The 18,171-nt window shown below is 67.8% G+C and carries 13 protein-coding genes and 1 tRNA gene; 7 read left to right on the forward strand and 7 right to left on the reverse strand.

What is annotated here, in order from left to right; all coding sequences use genetic code 11:
- Nucleotide 1: 1 nt before the first annotated feature.
- Complete coding sequence (locus tag LL06_RS04910; RefSeq protein ID WP_162835371.1) at nt 2–2,377, reverse strand: ABC transporter permease; 2,376 nt, start codon at nt 2,375–2,377, stop codon at nt 2–4.
- The gene (locus LL06_RS04915; RefSeq protein WP_152599496.1) at nt 2,374–3,102 is read right to left on the reverse strand and encodes an ABC transporter ATP-binding protein; all 729 of its coding nucleotides are present in this window, start codon (nt 3,100–3,102) and stop codon (nt 2,374–2,376) included. Before LL06_RS04915 ends, LL06_RS04910 begins: the two co-directional genes overlap by 4 nt.
- Before the next feature lie 198 nt (nt 3,103–3,300).
- On the opposite strand from LL06_RS04915, the gene LL06_RS04920 reads away from it, so the two are divergent.
- From LL06_RS04920 to mog, 3 genes are all read left to right on the forward strand, one after another.
- Nucleotides 3,301–4,026: a Crp/Fnr family transcriptional regulator gene (locus tag LL06_RS04920; protein ID WP_035523032.1), complete on the forward strand. Its 726-nt coding sequence runs from the start codon at nt 3,301–3,303 to the stop codon at nt 4,024–4,026.
- 115 nt (nt 4,027–4,141) lie between these two features.
- A complete protein-coding gene (locus tag LL06_RS04925) occupies nt 4,142–5,800 on the forward strand; it encodes a GMC family oxidoreductase N-terminal domain-containing protein (protein WP_035523034.1) in 1,659 nt (552 codons plus the stop codon).
- 49 nt (nt 5,801–5,849) lie between these two features.
- Entirely contained in the window at nt 5,850–6,377 is a 528-nt protein-coding gene (gene mog / locus LL06_RS04930) for a molybdopterin adenylyltransferase (protein ID WP_035523037.1), read from the forward strand.
- Nucleotides 6,378–6,472: 95 nt separating this feature from the next.
- Here the strand turns inward: mog and LL06_RS04935 are convergent, their stop codons facing one another.
- From LL06_RS04935 to bhcC, 5 genes are all read right to left on the reverse strand, one after another.
- Nucleotides 6,473–9,691, reverse strand: a complete 3,219-nt coding sequence (locus tag LL06_RS04935) for an efflux RND transporter permease subunit (RefSeq protein WP_035523040.1) — start codon at nt 9,689–9,691, stop codon at nt 6,473–6,475.
- Nucleotides 9,688–10,656, reverse strand: a complete 969-nt coding sequence (locus LL06_RS04940; protein WP_035523042.1) for an efflux RND transporter periplasmic adaptor subunit — start codon at nt 10,654–10,656, stop codon at nt 9,688–9,690. The genes LL06_RS04935 and LL06_RS04940 overlap by 4 nt, the downstream gene beginning before the upstream one ends.
- Nucleotides 10,657–10,841: 185 nt before the next feature.
- Nucleotides 10,842–11,969: a glycosyltransferase gene (locus LL06_RS04945; protein ID WP_035523045.1), complete on the reverse strand. Its 1,128-nt coding sequence runs from the start codon at nt 11,967–11,969 to the stop codon at nt 10,842–10,844.
- A complete protein-coding gene (locus LL06_RS04950) occupies nt 11,966–13,168 on the reverse strand; it encodes a glycosyltransferase family A protein (RefSeq protein ID WP_035523048.1) in 1,203 nt (400 codons plus the stop codon). Before LL06_RS04950 ends, LL06_RS04945 begins: the two co-directional genes overlap by 4 nt.
- 79 nt (nt 13,169–13,247) lie before the next feature.
- On the reverse strand, nt 13,248–14,411 hold the full coding sequence (bhcC, locus tag LL06_RS04955; protein WP_035523051.1) for a 3-hydroxy-D-aspartate aldolase BhcC: 1,164 nt from the start codon (nt 14,409–14,411) through the stop codon (nt 13,248–13,250).
- Nucleotides 14,412–14,541: 130 nt separating this feature from the next.
- Here bhcC and LL06_RS27900 point away from each other — a divergent pair, with 130 nt between their 5' ends.
- From LL06_RS27900 to recQ, 4 genes are all read left to right on the forward strand, one after another.
- Entirely contained in the window at nt 14,542–14,805 is a 264-nt protein-coding gene (locus LL06_RS27900) for a hypothetical protein (protein WP_035523054.1), read from the forward strand.
- A 167-nt stretch (nt 14,806–14,972) separates the two neighbouring features.
- A tRNA-Pro gene (locus LL06_RS04965) sits at nt 14,973–15,049 on the forward strand.
- A 180-nt stretch (nt 15,050–15,229) separates the two neighbouring features.
- Nucleotides 15,230–16,198, forward strand: coding sequence for an alpha/beta hydrolase (locus LL06_RS04970; RefSeq protein WP_052161224.1), 969 nt, complete (start codon nt 15,230–15,232; stop codon nt 16,196–16,198).
- 81 nt (nt 16,199–16,279) lie between these two features.
- The gene (gene recQ, locus LL06_RS04975) at nt 16,280–18,142 is read left to right on the forward strand and encodes a DNA helicase RecQ (protein WP_035523059.1); all 1,863 of its coding nucleotides are present in this window, start codon (nt 16,280–16,282) and stop codon (nt 18,140–18,142) included.
- The last annotated feature ends 29 nt before the right edge of the window (nt 18,143–18,171 follow it).

Below are 18,171 nucleotides of genomic sequence, written 5' to 3' on the forward strand. Positions count from 1 at the left end.
GTCAGTCCCTCGTTTTCAAGACGCGGATCAGGTCGAGCCGGTCGATGCGCCGGCGCACGATCAGCGCCGACACCACGGCGCCCCCGAGGACGACCAGGCTCGCCACCGCGTAGGTGGGCGGATTGATGATGAGCGGAATCCTGAACAGGTCGCTTTCGAAGCCCTTGGCGACGAGTTCCGCGAGCCCCCGGCCGACGAGCCAGCCCAGCGGCTGCGCGAGAACCACCATGACGCCGAGCTCGGTCAGGAGCACGCTTGAAACCTCTGCGTTGGTGAAGCCGAAGACCCTCAGGCTCGCCAGTTCCCGTGCCCTCTCCGACAACTGGATGCGGGCCGAATTGTAGATCACGCCGAAGGTGATGATCACCGCCAGCGACACGTAGATGGTGATGGAGATGCCGATGTTCTCGTCGATCACCTCCTTGAACCGCTGCCGGGAAATCCCCTGCAGCGCCACCGAGGCGATGGCCGGCGTCTGCTTGACCTCGGCATAGAGGTCGCGGATGCGGCTTTCGTCGACCATCACCCGCGCGCCCGACAGCCGCGGCCCGATGCCCGACAGCCGGTCGAGCGCCTCGCGGCTCATGTTCGCATTCAGCCCGACATAGCTGTTGGTCACGCCCACCAGCGGGACAAGCACCCGCCGGCCCTGGCCGTCGCTGAGTTCGACCTCGACCTGGTCGCCGGTCTTCAGGTCGAGATGCTCGGCCAGGCGCTCGGAAAGCAGGATGCCGTTAGGAGGCAGCCGGATCGGCTTGAAGTCGCGGTCGAGCACCCGGCTGATGTCGGTGTCGGGATCGGAGGCGATGATCTGGATGATGCGCGAGCGGTGGCCGTTGCGCAGCGTGGCGGCTTCCGCACGGAACGGCTCGGCGGCGATCACACCGGGCAGCCGCGCCACCGCCCTGAGCGCATCTTCCGGCCGGTCGGCGGCAAAGGTCAGCGTCGCATCCTGGCGGTCGGCCCTGAACCAGACGGTGTCGATCATGTGGTCGACCGAATCGAAGGCGAACAGCGAGGTGATCAGCAGCGCCACCGGCAGCGCCGTCCCCAGCGTCGTCAGCGCCGTGCGCAGCGGCCAGCGCACCAGGTGTCTCAGCGCCATGATGGTGAGCTGCGAGAACGGCAGCCGGAAGCCTCCCGAGCCGCCGCTGAACAGGCTGCGGTACCGGGTCGGCGCCGGCGGCCGCATCGCCACCGCCGGCGGCAGCCGGACCGCGCCGGCGATCGCGTTGGCGGCCCCAGCAAGCGCCGCGGCGAAGGTCACGCCGGTGGAAATCACGTAGAGATCCGGCCTTTGCGAGAACACCAGGAACGGGAACGAGTAGAATTCGCCGTAGAGGGACGCCATGCCGTGCCCCAGCCGCGTTCCGGCGATGGCGCCGATCACCACGCCGACCACGGAAATCAGCAGCGTGAGCTTGGCGTAATGCCAGGCGATGCGGCTGTTGGAGTAGCCCACCGCCTTCAACAGGCCGATCTGCTCGCGCTCGAGCGCGATCAGCCGCGACAGGATCATGTTGACCAGGAAGGCGGAGATGAACAGGAAGATCGGCGGGATCACCTGCGCCATGGCCCTGAGCTGGGTCAGCTCGGAATCGAGGAACGCATCCGACATGTGGTCGGTCCGGTCATAGGCGCCGGTGCCGCCATGGGGCTTGAGGATGGCGTCGAGCCGCGCCATCACCTCGTCCTTGTCGGCGGTGTGCGACAGCGTCACCGAGATGTCGTTGAACGCCCCCTTCATGTCATAGGCGCCTTCGAGCACCGAGCGGTGCATGTAGATGACGCCGAACCGCTTCTGGTCGGGCACCATGTCGCCGGGCCCGATGGCGTAGACATATTCGGGAGACAGGGTGATCCCGGTGATCGACAGCTCGCGTTTGCGTCCGTTGATCAGCACGGCGAAGCTGTCGCCCGGCTGGAACCCGTGCGCCTCGGCGAAGGATTCGATGATCGCCGCCTCGTCCGGGCGATCCGGTTCGGGCATCCGCCCGGATCTCAGATACAGCCGGTTGACCGAGGGTTCGCCGTGGTCGGGGATCGAGATCAGCATGCCGGTCGCGGGCTCGGCCATGCCGGCGATCTCGATGATGACCGGGTTGACGACCCGCGTCTCGACCGAGGAGACGCCGTCGATGGCGGCGATGTCGGCCTTGATGCTTTCGGGCGCCCGTGTGGCGCTGGCGAACACGTCGGCGAAGCGCGTCCGGTCGTAGAACGCGGCGCGGGTCTCTTCCAGCGCCCGCGTCGCGCCCATCGCCAGGATCAGTGTCATCACCCCGCAGGCCATCACCAGCGCAATGGCGAGCGACTGCGCCCAGAGCCTCGCCAGGTCGCGCACAAGCTTGCGGTCGAGCATGCGGAGCCCGGTCACCAGCTCACCTCCGACGGCTTGATCCGGGTCTCGTTGATCTCGCAGGAGGCGATCCGTCCGTCGAGAAACGAGAACACCCGGTGGGCGATTTTCCGGATTCCGGCATTGTGGGTGATGATCGCGGTGGTGGCGCCGGTTTCCTCGTTCACGCGCGCCAGCGCTTCGAGCACGATGATGCCGGTGGCCGAATCGAGCGCGCCGGTGGGTTCGTCGCACAACAGCACGTCGGGCCGCTTGGCGATCGCCCGGGCAATCGCCACCCGCTGCTGCTCGCCGCCCGAAAGCTGCGCCGGAAAGTGGTTCATGCGGCCTTCGAGCCCCACCAGCGCCAGCGCATCGCCCGGTTGCATCGGATTGGCGGCGACCTCGGTGATCAGCGCCACGTTCTCCCAGGCGGTGAGGCTGGGGATGAGATTGTAGAACTGGAAGACGAAGCCGACATGGTCGCGGCGATAGGCGGTGAGCTGCCGGTCGCCCGCCCCCGACAGCTCCTCGCCCTTGAACATGACAGAGCCCGTGGTCGGCCGGTCGAGGCCGCCGATGATGTTGAGCAGGGTGGACTTGCCGCTGCCCGACGGGCCCAGCATCACCGCCATCTCGCCCGCCTCCAGCGTCAAATCGACGCCATTGAGCGCGCGCACCTCCACGTCCCCGGTGCTATAGACCTTGGTCAGGCCGGTGACGGCGAAGATCGGCAGCGAGGGGGCGGTCAGGTCGGATCTCATGGGGGCGACCTTAGCTCTCCGGGCGTCAAAGTCCTTGATTCCGGTCAATCGGAGGGGACGGGGATGGCTTAAATCGGTGCGGCGCGGCCGCCCCCGCACGGGTGTTCCATCAAAGACTGCAATATCTTGCATCTTTTGCATCTTTCTGCCGTGCAGTAGTATAGGCTCTATCGGGAGCAGCGTCGAGTTAGGAGCGTCATGGATATCAAACGCAAAGACGTCCACAATTCGGATACGCCTGTGCTTTGCCAGGCTTGCGAAAGCCGCCACCGCGGCGTGTGCGGCGCGTTGACGAGCGACCAGTTGCTGCAACTGAGCAAGCACTCGAGTCGCCGCGCGGTCGAGCCGGGGACGGAGCTGATCGGCGAGAGCACCCAGATCAAGAATTACTCCAACATCATTTCCGGCGTGGTCAAGCTGTCGAAGATGATGGCCGACGGCCGCCAGCAGATCGTCGGGCTCCAGTTCGCGCCGGATTTTCTCGGCCGGCCGTTCCGCAAGGAAAACGGGGTGACCGCCGAGGCGGCGACCGAGGTCAAGGTCTGCTCCTTCCCCAAGACCGTCATCGAACGGATGATCGGCGAGATGCCGGAGCTCGAACACAAGCTGCTCGAGCAGACGCTCGACGAGCTCGATGAGGCGCGCAACTGGATGCTTACCCTCGGTCGCAAGACGGCGGGCGAGAAGGTGGCGAGCTACCTGCTGCTGATCGCCACCCATGCCTTTCCGGAGAACGAGACCGATACGGCCGAGTTCGAGCTGCCGATGAGCCGCATGGACATTGCCGATTTTCTCGGTCTCACCATGGAGACCGTCAGCCGCCAGTTCACCAAGCTGCGGGCGGACGGCGTCATCCGCATCACCAACAACCGGCATGTCGTCATTCCCGAGATCACGCGCCTGTCGGACCGGGCCGGCTTCTAGGCGCCCGGTCCCTGGTCGCCATCTTACGCAGACCTCTTCAACGTCAATTCCTGTTTTCAACCCGCCGCTTCTGGTCTAGGCTCGTCTCCGGGAGTGCCTTTGGGAGGAGGCGGGGATGGAGTTCGATTATGTCATCGTCGGCGGCGGCTCCGCCGGGTCGGTGCTTGCCGCGCGGCTGAGCGAGGATCCTTCGGTGAAGGTGTGCCTGCTCGAGGCCGGCTGCGACGGCAAGGGCCTACTGGTGCGCGCGCCGCTCGGCATCATCGTCATGCTGCCCGGAAGGCCGAAGATCAACAACTGGGCGTTCGAAACCGTGCCGCAGCCGGGCCTCAACGGCCGGCGCGGCTACCAGCCGCGCGGCCGCGTGCTGGGCGGCTCCAGCGCCATCAACGCCATGCTCTATGTCCGCGGCCATCCGTCCGACTACGACGACTGGGCGAGGGCAGGGTGCGAGGGCTGGGGATGGTCCGACGTGCTGCCGGTGTTCCGCCGCTCCGAGCGCAATGTCCGCGGCGCCGATGCGTTTCACGGCGCATCCGGACCCCTGGAAGTGGCCGAGCAGCGCAGCCCGCGGGCGATCAGCCGCGCCTTCATCGACGCGGCCGCCGAGGTGCAGATCCGCCGCAACGACGATTTCAACGGCCCGGAGCAGGAAGGCGCCGGGCTCTACCAGGTCACCCAGTTCTGGCGCGACGGCCGGCAAGGCGAGCGCTGCTCGGTCGCCGCCGCCTATCTTCATCCGGTGATGACCCGGCCCAACCTTCGCGTGATCACCGGCGCCCACGTGACCCGCGTGCTGATGGACGGCCTTCGCGCCACCGGCGTGCGCTACCGGCAGGGCGGCAGCGACCATGAGGTCCGCGCCCGTGCCGAAGTGATCCTCTCGGGCGGCGCGTTCAATTCGCCGCAACTGCTGATGCTCTCGGGCATCGGGCCGGGCGAGCACCTGCGCTCGCGCGGCGTCGAGGTGCGCAAGGATCTGCCCGGCGTCGGCCAGAACCTACAGGACCATCTCGATTACATCTATGCCGCCAAGACCCGCGACACCGACGGGCTGGGGCTGGGCCTGGCCGGCGCCGCCAAGCTCGTCCGCCACATCCTCGACTGGCGCCGCGACGGATCCGGCCTGGTGGCTTCGCCCGGCGCGGAGGCCGGCGCCTTCGTCAAGTCCGACCCGGGCCTCGACCGGCCCGACCTGCAACTGCATTTCGTGGCGGCGCTGGTCGACGACCATTCCCGCAGGCTGCACTTGGGCTACGGCTATTCCTGCCATGTCTGCGCGCTCCGGCCCCATTCCCGCGGCGAGGTCGGGCTCGACGGGCCCGATCCGCTGCGCGCGCCGCGGATCGACCCGAAATATCTCTCCGACCCGCGCGATGCGGCGCTGATGCTCAAGGGCGCCCGCATCACGCGGGCGATCATGGATGCGCCGTCGCTCAGCAAGTACCGCCTGAGCGAGGTCTACACCCGCGACGGCATGGACGACGACGAGCTGATGGGCCATATCCGCGCCCGCGCCGACACTATCTACCATCCGGTCGGCACCTGCCGCATGGGCCGCGACCCGATGGCGGTGACCGATCCCGAACTCAGGGTTCACGGGGTCGAGGGCCTGCGCGTGGTCGACGCCTCGGTGATGCCGACGCTGATCGGCGGCAACACCAATGCGCCCACGGTGATGATCGCCGAGAAGGCGGCCGACATGATCGTGAGCAATTCCCGGGGCCGGGACCCGCGGCGGGGGCCAGCCGCCGCGCCGGTTGCCGGGGGGTGACGCGCTTGCTAGGACAGGGGACATCCTTTCCCAGCCTCCGGAGCCTGCCATGACCGTTCGCATTGCCGTTCTCACCGTGTCCGACCGCGCCAGCCGCGGCGAGTACGAGGATCTGGGCGGGCCGGCGGTGAAGGCCTGGCTCGAGCGGGTGGTCTCGAGCCCGGTCGAGATCGTCATCCATGTCATTCCCGACGGGATCGAGAGCGTGCGCGACACGCTGATGCGGTTGTGTGACGTCGACGGTGTCGACCTGGTTCTCACCACCGGCGGCACCGGCCCCTCGCCGAGAGACCTCACGCCCGAGGCGATGAAGATGGTGATGGAGAAGGAACTGCCGGGCTTCGGCGAGCTGATGCGCAAGGTGAGCCTCGAACAGGTGCCGACCGCCATCCTGTCGCGACAGACCGCCGGCACAAGGGGCAAGACGCTGATCGTCAACCTGCCGGGCAAGCCCGGCTCGATCGCCGTCTGCCTGACGGCGGTGTTTCCGGCGATCCCCTTCTGTCTCGACCTCATCGGCGCGGGCCGCATCGAGACCCATGACGAGATCCTGAAAGCGTTTCGCCCGTCGAAGTAGAGCAATTCCAGCAAAAGTGCGGAGCGGTTTTGCGTCCGGAATTGCGCCACGAAACGGGCGAAAGCAGGGTCAGATAAGGGCCGGGAAGATCCGCCTCAGGTCCGGAGCACCCGGTAGATCGCCGGGATCACCAGGACCGTGAGCGCCGTCGACGAGGCGAGACCGAACAGCAGCGAGATCGCCAGGCCCTGGAAGATCGGGTCGGTCAGGATCACCGCCGCGCCGATCATGGCGGCGAGCGCCGTCAGGATGATCGGCTTGAAGCGGATCGCGCCCGCCTCGATCAGCACCGGCGTCAGCGGCGTGCCCGGCACATAGGCATGGCGGATGAAATCGACGAGCAGGATCGAGTTGCGCACGATGATGCCCGCCAGCGCGATGAAGCCGATCATCGAGGTGGCCGAGAACGGCGCGCCGAACAGCCAATGGCCGATCAGGATGCCGATGAAGGTGAGCGGCACCGGCGTGAGGATGACCAGCGGCGCCTTGAACGAGCCGAACTGCGCCACCACCAGGATGTAGATCCCCAGGAGCGCCACGCCGAAGGCGCCGCCCATGTCGCGGAAGGTGACCCAGGTGACTTCCCATTCGCCGTCCCACAGCAGCGTCGAGGCCTGCTCGTCGGCCGGCTGGCCGTGCAGCGCGATCACCGGCTTCTCGAGCCCGGTCCAGTCCATCGCGTCGAGCGCCTCCTGCACCGCCAGCATGCCGTAGAGCGGCGCCTCGTAGTCGCCGGCGAGCTCTGCCATCACCATTTCCGCGGCGCGGCCGTTGTGGCGGAACACCGGGAAGGACGAGGTCTCGCGGGAGACCTCGACCACGTCGCCGAGCTCCACCACGCTGCGGTCGCCCGGCAGCACATTGGCCGGGATCGGCGTGGTCAGGAAATCCTCGTCGACCAGGCGTTCGGCGCGCGGGCGCTCGAGCCTGATGGTGATCGGCGCCCGTCCGCCGCCGCGGTGGGAATAGCCCACCGTCTTGCCGGTGTTGAGGATGCCGATGGTGTCGAACACGTCCTGTTCCTGGACCTTGAAGAATTCCAGCTCGTCGGTGGAGATCTTCACCCGGGCCCGCTCGGCCGGCTGGCCCCAGGAATTGTCGATGTCGACGATGAAGGAGGCCGAGCGGAACGCCTCTTCGACGCGTCGGGCCACGGCGCGGCGCGTTTCGGCGTCGGGACCGTAGATCTCGGCCAGCAGCGTCGCCATCACCGGCGGGCCCGGCGGCGGCTCGACCACCTTCAGGCTCGCGCCTTCGGGCAGCGGAATGGCGGCGATCCGGGCGCGGATGTCGAGCGCGATCTCGTGGCTCGACCGGTCGCGCTCGCCCTTGGGGGTGAGGTTGAGCGCGACATCGCCCATCTGCGCCTCCGAGCGCAGGAAGGAGTGCCGCACCAGGCCGTTGAAGTTGAACGGCGCCGCGGTGCCGGCATGGGTCTGCGTCGATTTCACCTCGTCGAGCTTGAGCACCTCGCGCGCCACCGCCTGCGCCACGGCGTCGGTGGCCTCCACGGAAGTGCCCTCGGGCATGTCGATCACCACCGAGAGTTCGCTCTTGTTGTCGAACGGCAGCAGCTTGACGGTCACATGCTTGGTGTAGAACAGCGACAGCGAGCCGAGCGTCAGTACGCCCACCACCAGCAGGAAGACCCAGGCGCTCGCCTTGCTGGACAGGATCGGCCGCGCCACCGCGCGGTAGAGCCGGCCGAGCGCGCCGCCGGCCGAGGGGCCGTGGCCGTCTGCGCCGGCGTGGCCGTGATGCATCGGCGCGCGGCCGGCGATCTTGAGCATCAGCCAGGGCGTGACCATGACGGCGACGAAGAACGAGAACACCATCGCGGCGGAAGCATTGGCCGGGATCGGGCTCATATAGGGCCCCATCATGCCCGAGACGAACAGCATCGGCAGCAGCGCCGCGACCACGGTCAGCGTGGCGACGATGGTCGGGTTGCCGACTTCGGCCACCGCCTCGATCGCCGCCTGCTTGCGGTCGCGGCCGTCGCCCATGCCCCAGTGGCGGGCGATGTTCTCGATCACCACGATGGCGTCGTCGACCAGGATGCCGATCGAGAAGATCAGCGCGAACAGCGACACGCGGTTGAGCGTGTAACCCATCACGCGGGAGGCGAACAGCGTGAGCAGGATCGTCACCGGGATGACGATCGCCACCACCAGCGCCTCGCGCCAGCCGATCGCCAGCCAGACGAGCAGGATGATCGAGACCGTGGCGAGACCCAGATGGTACAGGAGCTCGTTGGCCTTCTCGTTGGCGGTCTCGCCATAGTCGCGGGTCACCTCGACCGCCATCGAATGCGGGATCAACGAGCCTTCGAGCGCCTCGGTGCGTTCGAGGATCTGCTCGGCCACCAGCACCGCATTGGCGCCGGCGCGCTTGGCGATGGCGAGCGTGACGGCGGGCTTGCGCTCGACGCCGCCGTCTTCGGCGCGCGTGACCGTGGCGACGATCCGCGCGGTCGAATCGGCGGCGAAGGAGACGTCCGCCAGGTCGCGCACATAGACGGGCCTGCCGTCGCGGGTGGTGACCAGCAGGTTGCCGATCTCGGCCGGCGCGTAGAGCGTCTCGCCCACCATCAGGTCCGCCGACTGGCCGTCGACCATCACCTGGCCGGCGGGGAAGGCCTGGTTTGCGCCCGACACCTTGCCCGCGAGCTGCTGCAGCGTCACGCCGTTGAGCGCCAGCCGCTTGGGATCGGGAGCGATGCGGATGATCTCGTCGGTGTCGCCGACGAGATAGGTGAGCCCGACATCGTCGATCTTGGACAGTTCCGTCCTGAGTTCCCGGGCGATGCGCGTGAGTTCGGTGGCGGTGACGGCGTCGCCGGCTTCCGCGGACGGCGTCAGCGTCAGCGAGACGATGGCGACATCGTCGATGCCGCGCCCGACGATCATCGGCTCGGCGATGCCGACCGGGATGCGGTCGATATTGGCGCGGACCTTGTCGTGCACCCTGAGGATGGCCGAATCGGTCTCGGTGCCGACGATGAAGCGCGCGGTGACCATCACCTTGTTGTCGGATGTCTGCGAATAGACGTGCTCGACCCCGTCGATGCTCTTGACGATGGTCTCGAGCGGCTCGGACACGAGCTTCACCGCGTCCTCGGCCTTGAGGCCGGGCGCGGAGAGCAGGATGTCGACCATCGGCACCGAGATCTGCGGCTCTTCCTCGCGCGGCAGCGTCATCAGCGCCACCAGGCCGAAGGCGAAGGCCGCCAGCAGGAACAGCGGCGTCAGCGGCGAGACGATGAAGGCGCGGGTCAGCTTGCCCGCGATTCCCAGTCCGGGCGTCGCGCTCATGGCAGCACCACCTTGTCGCCGGCCTTGAGCCCGCTGATGACCTCGATCATGCCGTCATGCTCGCCTGCCTGCGGCGCGCCGAGAATGACGGTCCGCTCCACTGCTTCGCCCGCATGGTTTTCCACCGGGATGAAATCGATGCCGTGGCGGGTGCTGATCGCATTCATCGGCGCGAGCAGGGCAGGGCGGGACCCCACCGGGACCTCGACCAGCACGCGGGCATTGACAAAGGCGGTGTCGAGCTTGTCGACCTCGACATCGGCGATCACCCGCCCATTGTCGATCTGCGGATAGAGCTTGGCCAGCCGTCCCGCCGCTTCCCCGCCTTCGGTGGCGATGCGGATTTCGGAGCCGGCCTCGAGCTCGCCCGCGAAGCGTTCCGGCACGGCGAGCCGCAGATAGAAGCCGCCCGAGCCGATGGTCGCCACCGGCTCGCCCGGCATGATCACCGAGCCGCGGGTGGCGGGGACCGTCAGCACCCGGCCGTCGGCGGGCGCGATCACGGCGCCTTCGGTTTCCTGCTGGGTCAGCACGGCGCGGCTGGCCTTGGTGGCGGCGATCTGGTTGCGGATCACCTCCACATCGGTGGACAGTTGCGCCAGCCGTTGCCGCGTCACCACGCCCTGGCTCACCAGCGTCTCGCCGCGCTGCAGTTCGGCCTCCGCGGTCGCGAGTTGCGCCGCATAGGCCGCAAGCTGGGCGTCCTGGGCGGCGATCTGGAAGGCGATCTTGTCGTCCCTGACGAGACCGAGCTGCTGTCCCGCCGTCACCAGGTCGCCCTCGCTGATGGTCAGTTCCTCGATCACCCCGCCGATGCGCGCGCGCGCCGGCACCACGTCGCGCGATTCGACGCGCGCCTGCACGGCTTTCCATTCGGTGATGGCGGTGGGTTGAAGGGTAAGGGTTTCGGCCTGGACCATGCTTGAAGAGGCAAAGACCAGAAGGGCAAAGCTGAGAGTTTTCATGTGGCGCCTCGCTGCAACGTTTATGGGGACCCGCGGCTAGTCTGATCGGTTTTGCGCGCAGTGTCTTTGCGCGAGATCAGTCGCATGGGGTCCGGTTGCGGCCTATATAGGCGCTTATATGTAAGATCGCAAATATAAAATAATAAAGCCCTGCAAGCCGCCCGGCCGCGGCTTCGCGGGCCGGCTCAGGCGAGCTTGTCGTCGAGCAGATCGACCGGAAACAGCATGGCGTCGATCAGCCGGTAGAACTCCGCCGCCGTGCGCGTGTGATCCATCGCCATGTCGAAGTGGAGCCGCCCGTCCCGGACGCCCTGGAAGCGCGGAATCTTCGGCTTGCGCCGGAATTCGGGCCTGAAGGACGCCAGCGCCCGCTTGCCGCGCCAGGCGAGGATGGAATCCGCATAGGCGGTCTTCTTCGCGTGAAACTGCTCCCCGGTTGCCGCCGTCTCGCAATCCTTCACGCAGGCCTGGATGAAATTGTCTTCCCAGCCCGAAAGCTCGATGCCGTAGCGGCGCTTGAATGCCTCTATCGCCAGCGCCGCCGCGGCAGCGGGTCCGGCGGAAGCCTTGAACGGGAAATCCGCGAAGGGCGAACCGCTCTCGGTCGTGGCCGCCGGTGCCGGGGCGGCGCCCTGCACCGACAGCGGCCGCTCCCAGAACACCAGGCGGCGGGCGAGCGTCACCGTCTTGCAGGCACTGTCGATGTCCGCCGCCGCCTGTTCGAACCAGACGTCGGAAAAGGCCGCGCGGGTCCGCTCCAGGAGATCGCGCCGCACCGCGCCGTGCCAGGCCCCGAACGGACAGTCCGGCCGGTCCGAGGCGCCCTCCCAGTAGAACTGGCTGCGCATCGCGTCCGCCTGCTCGGGCGCGAGCAGACGGCTTCCGGTCGGAATGATCGCGATGTCCCGGCCCTGGCGGAGCGCCGGCGGCACATGGCGGGCCCGGCCCCAGGACAGCGCATCGGCGTCCGGCACCCGCTTGGTCGCCGCCTCGATCACTGCGCAGATTTCGGGATCCGCGTAGTCATGGGCCTCGATCAGGCAGACCCACGCCCCGCGCGCCTCGGGAATCATCCGGTTGGCGCAGGCGGCGAGATCCGGCAGCGCCTCGTGGCCGTCCGCGGGCGGAACCAGCCGCAGCCGCGTGTCGCCCAATCCGGGTTCGCTTTGCAGAAGCTCCGCCACCGCGCCGCCGGTAAAGTCGCCCACCAGGATCTCGACATCGCCGCGCTCGCGGGCGAGCATCTGCCGCAGGCTTGCAGCGAGGTCCGGGTCGGGCGCCATCACCGGGATGCAGATGGACAGAAGCGTCACGGCGCGAACACCTTGGCGCCGGTGACCACGGCCTCCACCGGCAGGATGGCGTTCTCGCCGAAGCGGTAGAACGCCGCGGGAGTCGCCGGGCCGATGCCCGATTCGCGGATGTAGAGCGTGTCATGGCTGAGCCCCGACAGCCGGTTGACGGTCTTGGGCGGCTTGAACGGCTCCGGCCTGAAATGGCCGGCCCAGCGTCCATCTTCCCAGGCCGCGAACCCGCGCGCGAAACAGCCGACCCTGGCCGCATACTCCTCGGGCGTGACGCAGTATCTGCACTCGTCGATGGCGGCCCTGGCGAAATTGACGCCGAAGCCGGTCTGGTCGACGCCATGGGCCTGGCAGAACCAGGCGATCGTCGTGGCGATGCACAGGCACAGCGACACGCCGGGATCGAACAGCGAGAACGGGAAGGACGGCTGGTCGAGGCTGATGCAGCCCGCGCTCTCGCGCTCGAAAATGTCGAGCCGGGTCTTCATCGTCTCGGTCGAGAGAGTGGCGGCCGAGTTCGACGCGGCACAGGCGCCCAGCACCGAAAACGGCCGCTCGCAATGGACGATCTTGCCGGCCTCGGCCACCACCTTGCAGGTGTTTTCCCAATCCACCACCGGATGCTCGAAAAAGCGCCCGCCATAGGTCTGGCGGATGCGCTGCATCAGAGAGGCGCGCACCGCGCCGTGATAGAGGCCGACGCCGACGGAGGGCCGCCGCCGCCCCTCGCTCCAGCGGAACAGCCGGTCGGCAAGGTCCGCCTTCGGGCGCAGCGCAATGGCGCTGGTCATCGGAATGCTGGCAAGGGTCGGCACCGGCCGGTTGTCGGGCCAGTGAAAGCTCATCGGGTCCCAACTGATGGCGTCGACATCGCGGTAGAGCACCTCGCAGCGGCGGATCAGTCCGGTCACGCGCGGGTCGATGTGATCGTCGTCGCCGATCACCGAGATCCACCGCCCCGCCGCCTGCTCGATCAGCCGCTCCCAGTTGCCCACCATCGGCAGTACCGCCGGACCGGGCGGGATCAGCCGGAACCGGCTGTCCTTGAGGATGGTGCGGAAAAACTCCGCCAGCGGCGCCGGATCGTCGGAATTGTCGCCGACCAGCACCTCGAAATCCGCCCCGTCCGCCTCCGCCAGCGCTGTCAGCGTCTCCATGCAATAGGCCTGACGATTGCGCGTCGGAATGCAGATTGTCAGGTGGACCATAAGGAGCTTTCAAGCGCGGCTGTGGTGAGCCAGCCTGCCAGACCAAGCTTGCGCCATGCTGACACGCGCGGGCAGGGGCTCAATAGGCCTTGCCGCGCGCCGAGACCGACCAGAGGCATTCGACCCGGCCGTTGCGCACGCCGACATACCAGTCGTGCAGGTTGCAGGTCGGGTCGCAATGGCCTGGCACCAGCCGCAGCTTGTCGTTGATCCTGAGCACGCCTTGGGGATCGGCGAGCGTGCCGTGCTCGTCGGAACATTCGGTGTAGGCGATGTCGTCCCTGCCGAAGACTGACGGCAGGCCGCTGTCGACCGACTGCACCTTCAGGCCCGCGTCGCAGATCGCCCTGCCGGGCTTGACGTGGCTCATCACCGAGGTGAGGAGGAACAGCGCGTTTTCGAACTGGGCCGCGTCGAGACGCCGGCCGTCCTCGTCGAGCACCCGGCCGTAATCGGCGTCCATGAAGGCGTAGGAGCCGCATTGCAGCTCGGTGTAGACGCCCGACATGCCTTCGAGGCGGTAGGAGCCGGTGCCGCCGCCGGTCACCGTGCCGCAGGCGAGGCCCTCCGCCGCGAGCGCCGCCACCGTTTCCGTGACGATCGCAAGTGCTGCCTCGAACTTGGCCTTGCGGTCCTGGTGGCGCTCCAGATGCTGCATCGCGCCCTGATAGGCCTGGATGCCCGCGAATTCGAGACCCGGCGCGGCGCCGATCGCCTTGGCCAGTGCCACCGCCTCGCGGGCCGTGCTCACCCCGCACCGCTTCGCGCCGCAGTCGAGCTCGACCAGGCAGAAGATCGTCGCGCCATGCCGGACCGCCGCCGCCGAGAGCTCCGCCACATTGTCGATGTCATCGACGCAGCAGCCGATCCGCGCGCCCCGCGCGGGCAGCCGCGCCAGCCGGTCGATCTTCAGCGGATCGCGCACCTGGTTGGAGATCAGCACGTCGGAAATCCCGCCGCGCACGAAGGCCTCCGCCTCCGAGACCTTCTGGCAGCAGACCCCGACGGCGCCGCCGAGCCTCTGCTGCAGCCTGGCCACGTCGACCGATTTGTGCATCTTGCCGTGCACCCGCAGCGCCACGCCCATGGCTTTGGCCTCGGCGCCCATCTTGACGATGTTGCGCTCGAGCGCATCCAGATCGAGGATCAGGCACGGCGTCTGGATCTCCTGCTCCTCCATGCCGGGCAGGGCGGGCACGTCATAGCCCACCTCCAGCCCGTCGAGATTGGCGTCTGTGCTCATCAAAGTCTCCTTGGTCCGACCGGCCCCATCCCTGCCGCAAATCCGCACGAAATGCCAGTCCGCGCTTGACCGGCCGGGACGCGGAGGGCCAGGGTGGGCAACTGCCGCGTCATGAACAAGAGGTGACTCCATGCGATGGGCCTTGGCCGATTTCAGCCATCCGTTCTTCAACTCTCTCGTCCGCCGGATCGTGATCTTCTGCGTGGTGGCGGGCTGGACGGTCGTGGAATATCTCGGCGGCTCGCAAGGCTGGACGTTGTTCTTCCTGGCCCTCACCGCCTACACGGGCTGGGGCTTCTTCCTCTCGGGCCAGGTCGGCACCGCACCCCCGGATGAGGGCGGCGCGGGAAAGCAGCCGCCCTCCGCGGGCGACGGGTCTGGCGACGAGCGCTGACCGGGCCGCACGCCGCCGCCGACCGGACGCTCCACCGCGCTCTGCAGTCCCCCGCGCCGTGACATTTCCACACATCCATTTGAACCTGAGATGCATTAGGGGCTTGTGGCGACGATTGCGCCGGTCTATAAGCCAGCCGCTGGTCACGGCCAGCCGCAAACTGGTCACGGAGTGTAGCGCAGCCTGGTAGCGCACGTCGTTCGGGACGACGGGGTCGGAGGTTCGAATCCTCTCACTCCGACCAGTCTTTCTCTGTCCGGCCCGGCGGACATCCCTCACGCTTCATCCACCGATATCGACACGCAAGGCCTGGCGCGGATACCCGGTTTCCTCCCGCCTGTGGCGGCGGTTGATGCGGATCAACGCCGGAAGTCCGATTCAGGCTAGGCTGCGGGCAGTCTGGCACGTCTTGGAGGGATCGGTGATGTCCTTGTCCCGGCGCAGTCTTCTCGGGGGAGCCGCGGCCGCCTGCGCTGCGGCCTTTGGCGGCGGCTATGCGGCGGGGGCCTACAGGGAGGCGGTCAGCGCGGCGCATCTGCGGCTTGCGCGGAGATCGAGCCTGGTCGCCACGCGGTTCGGCGATCTCGAATACGCCGTCGAAGGGCGCGGCGATCCGCTGATGATGGTCCATGGCACCGGAGGCGGCTTCGACCAGGGCCTGCTGTTCGCCGGGGGGCTGATCCTGCGCGGGCGCCAGGTGATCGCGCCGTCCCGGTTCGGCTATCTCCGCAGTGCCTTTCCCGCCGATCCGTCGCCCGAGAACCAGGCGGATGCCTTTGCCTCCCTGCTCGATCATCTGCGCATCGAGAGGATCCCGGTGGCCGGCGGATCGGCGGGCGCGTTGCCGGCGGCGCAGTTCGCCCTGCGCCATCCGGACCGGTGCTCGCATCTCATCCTGCTGGTCCCGGCCATGAACCTCAGAAACCGCGATCCCGTCGACTTCACCCCGCTCCAGCAGGCGCTGGTGGGCCGGCTGCTGTCCTCGGACGCCTGGTTCTGGGCCGCGAGCCGGCTGGCGCCGGACCAGGTGATGGGGACGCTGCTCGCCACCGATCCGGCGCTGCTCGACTCGGTCTCCGCGTCCGAGCGGGAACGGGCGCGGCTGGTGCTCGACGCGCTGATGCCGATCCGCCCGCGCAGGCAGGGCATGATCCAGGACGGCCGGATGGCGGGCAGTCCCGCGGACATCGATCTGGCGCGGATCAAGGCCCCGACACTGATCCTCTCGGCCGAGGACGACCGCTTCGGCACCGCGGGGACCGCGCGCGTCATCGCCGCAAGGATCCCGGACGCCAAGCTCGTGGTCTACCCGTCGGGCGGGCATCTCTGGCTCGGCCATGACGACGAGGTGAGCGCAGAAATCGCCAGTTTCGTCGGTAGCCGCGCCGGCTGAGCCGGTCCCAGCGCCATTCCGCCCCTCGCGGCGCGCGGCGGATCTGTGCCATAGTGCGGCTCTTCCCACGAAAGCGATTCCATGCCGCAGACCCAAAACCAGACCGACGTCCTGTTCGACAGCCCCGCCGCCGCGGATCCGCTCGCCGTGCTCAAGCGCGTCTACGGCTATCCGGCGTTCCGCGGCCGCCAGGCGGAGGTGGTGGACCGGGTGGTGTCGGGCGGCGATGCGGTGGTGCTGTTTCCGACCGGCGCCGGAAAGTCGCTCTGCTTCCAGATCCCGGCGCTCTGCCGCCCGGGCGTGGGAATCGTCGTCTCGCCGCTGATCGCGCTGATGCGCGACCAGGTGGAGGCGCTCAAGCAACTAGGCGTGCGCGCCGCGGCCCTCAATTCCTCGCTCAGCCGCGAGGAATTCATGGATGTCCGCTCGGCCATCGCCCGCGGCGAGCTCGACCTTCTCTATGTCACGCCCGAGCGCATCGTCACGCAGGGCTTCAAGGACATGATCGGTAACGCGAAGATCGCGCTGTTTGCCATCGACGAAGCCCATTGCGTCTCGCAATGGGGGCATGATTTCCGCCCCGAATACCGCGAGCTCGGCCATCTGGGCGAGGCCTATCCCGGCGTGCCGCGCATCGCGCTGACGGCGACCGCGGACCCGCACACCCGCGAGGACATCATCGACAAATTGGGCCTTCGCACGGCCGAGGTCTTCACCACCTCGTTCGACCGGCCCAACATCGCCTACGAGATCGTCGAGCGCGACCAGCCGCGCCAGCAACTGCTGCGCTTTCTCGCCCGCCACAAGGGCTCGAGCGGCATCGTCTACTGCCTGTCGCGCGCCAAGGTCGAGGACACCGCCGAGTGGCTCAACAAGCAGGGGATAAGGGCCAAGGCCTATCATGCCGGCATGGAGCGCGCCGACCGCGAGATGAACCAGGACGCCTTCCTTAAGGAGGAGGACCTGTGCCTGGTCGCCACCGTCGCCTTCGGCATGGGCATCGACAAGCCCAATGTCCGCTATGTCGCCCATCTCGATCTGCCGGGCTCAGTCGAGGCCTATTACCAGGAAACCGGCCGCGCCGGCCGTGACGGCCTGCCGTCGGACGCCTGGATGACCTATGGCATGGCCGACGTGATTCAGCGCGGCCGGATGATCGACGGCGGCACCTCGACGGAAGACGTCAAGCGCGTCGAGCGCGCCAAGCTCAACGCGCTGCTCGGCATCTGCGAAAGCGCCGGCTGCCGCAGGCAGGCGATCCTCGCCCATTTCGGCGAGGCGCACAAAGGCAATTGCGGCAATTGCGACACCTGCCTGAAGCCTGTCGAGACCTGGGACGGGACCGACGCCGCCATCAAGGCGCTGGCCGCGATCTACCGCACCGGCGAGCGCTTCGGCGCCGGCCACCTGATCGACGTGCTGATGGGCAATGAGAACGACAAGACCGCGCGATTCGGCCACACCGAGATGCCGGTCTTCGGCGCAGGCAGGGACATCCCGGCCAAGACCTGGCAGTCGGTCTACCGCCAGTTGCTGGCGGCGGGCCTGGTCAGCGTCGACCACGAGGCCTTCGGCGCGCTGAAGCTCGTGCCGGACGAGGCCCGCGCGGTGTTCAAGCACGAGCGCGAGGTCCGCTTCCGCAAGGACCGCCCGGCGGCAGCGAAAGGGTCACGCCGCCAGTCATCGGGCGCATCGAGCGCCAAATCCGCGCTGGAGCCGGCCGATGGCGAACTGTTCGAGGCGCTGCGCGCAGCAAGGATGGCGATCGCCAAGGAACTCTCGGTGCCGCCCTATGTGGTGTTCCCCGACACCACGCTGGTGGCCTTCGCCACCGAGCGGCCCATGGACCGCGAGGCGCTGCTGTCCATCTCCGGCGTCGGCCAGTCCAAGCTGGAGCGCTATGGCGACGCGTTCCTCAAGGTCATTCGCGAGTTCGGGCGGTAAGCTTCGCGGCGGATCCCTTCGCCGGACGT

Origin of the sequence: Hoeflea sp. BAL378, from assembly GCF_000759435.1 — a bacterium.
Lineage (GTDB): Bacteria > Pseudomonadota > Alphaproteobacteria > Rhizobiales > Rhizobiaceae > Hoeflea.

Bases quoted from the DNA above. Each gene is read 5' to 3' on its own strand.
- LL06_RS04915 (WP_152599496.1), bottom strand. From the start codon at position 3,102: ATGAGATCCGACCTGACCGCCCCCTCGCTGCCGATCTTCGCCGTCACC.
- recQ (WP_035523059.1), top strand. From the start codon at position 16,280: ATGCCGCAGACCCAAAACCAGACCGACGTCCTGTTCGACAGCCCCGCC.
- LL06_RS04935 (WP_035523040.1), bottom strand. From the start codon at position 9,691: ATGAGCGCGACGCCCGGACTGGGAATCGCGGGCAAGCTGACCCGCGCC.
- bhcC (WP_035523051.1), bottom strand. From the start codon at position 14,411: ATGAGCACAGACGCCAATCTCGACGGGCTGGAGGTGGGCTATGACGTG.
- LL06_RS27900 (WP_035523054.1), top strand. From the start codon at position 14,542: ATGCGATGGGCCTTGGCCGATTTCAGCCATCCGTTCTTCAACTCTCTC.
- LL06_RS04950 (WP_035523048.1), bottom strand. From the start codon at position 13,168: ATGGTCCACCTGACAATCTGCATTCCGACGCGCAATCGTCAGGCCTAT.
- LL06_RS04920 (WP_035523032.1), top strand. From the start codon at position 3,301: ATGGATATCAAACGCAAAGACGTCCACAATTCGGATACGCCTGTGCTT.
- LL06_RS04940 (WP_035523042.1), bottom strand. From the start codon at position 10,656: ATGAAAACTCTCAGCTTTGCCCTTCTGGTCTTTGCCTCTTCAAGCATG.
- LL06_RS04970 (WP_052161224.1), top strand. From the start codon at position 15,230: ATGTCCTTGTCCCGGCGCAGTCTTCTCGGGGGAGCCGCGGCCGCCTGC.
- mog (WP_035523037.1), top strand. From the start codon at position 5,850: ATGACCGTTCGCATTGCCGTTCTCACCGTGTCCGACCGCGCCAGCCGC.
- LL06_RS04925 (WP_035523034.1), top strand. From the start codon at position 4,142: ATGGAGTTCGATTATGTCATCGTCGGCGGCGGCTCCGCCGGGTCGGTG.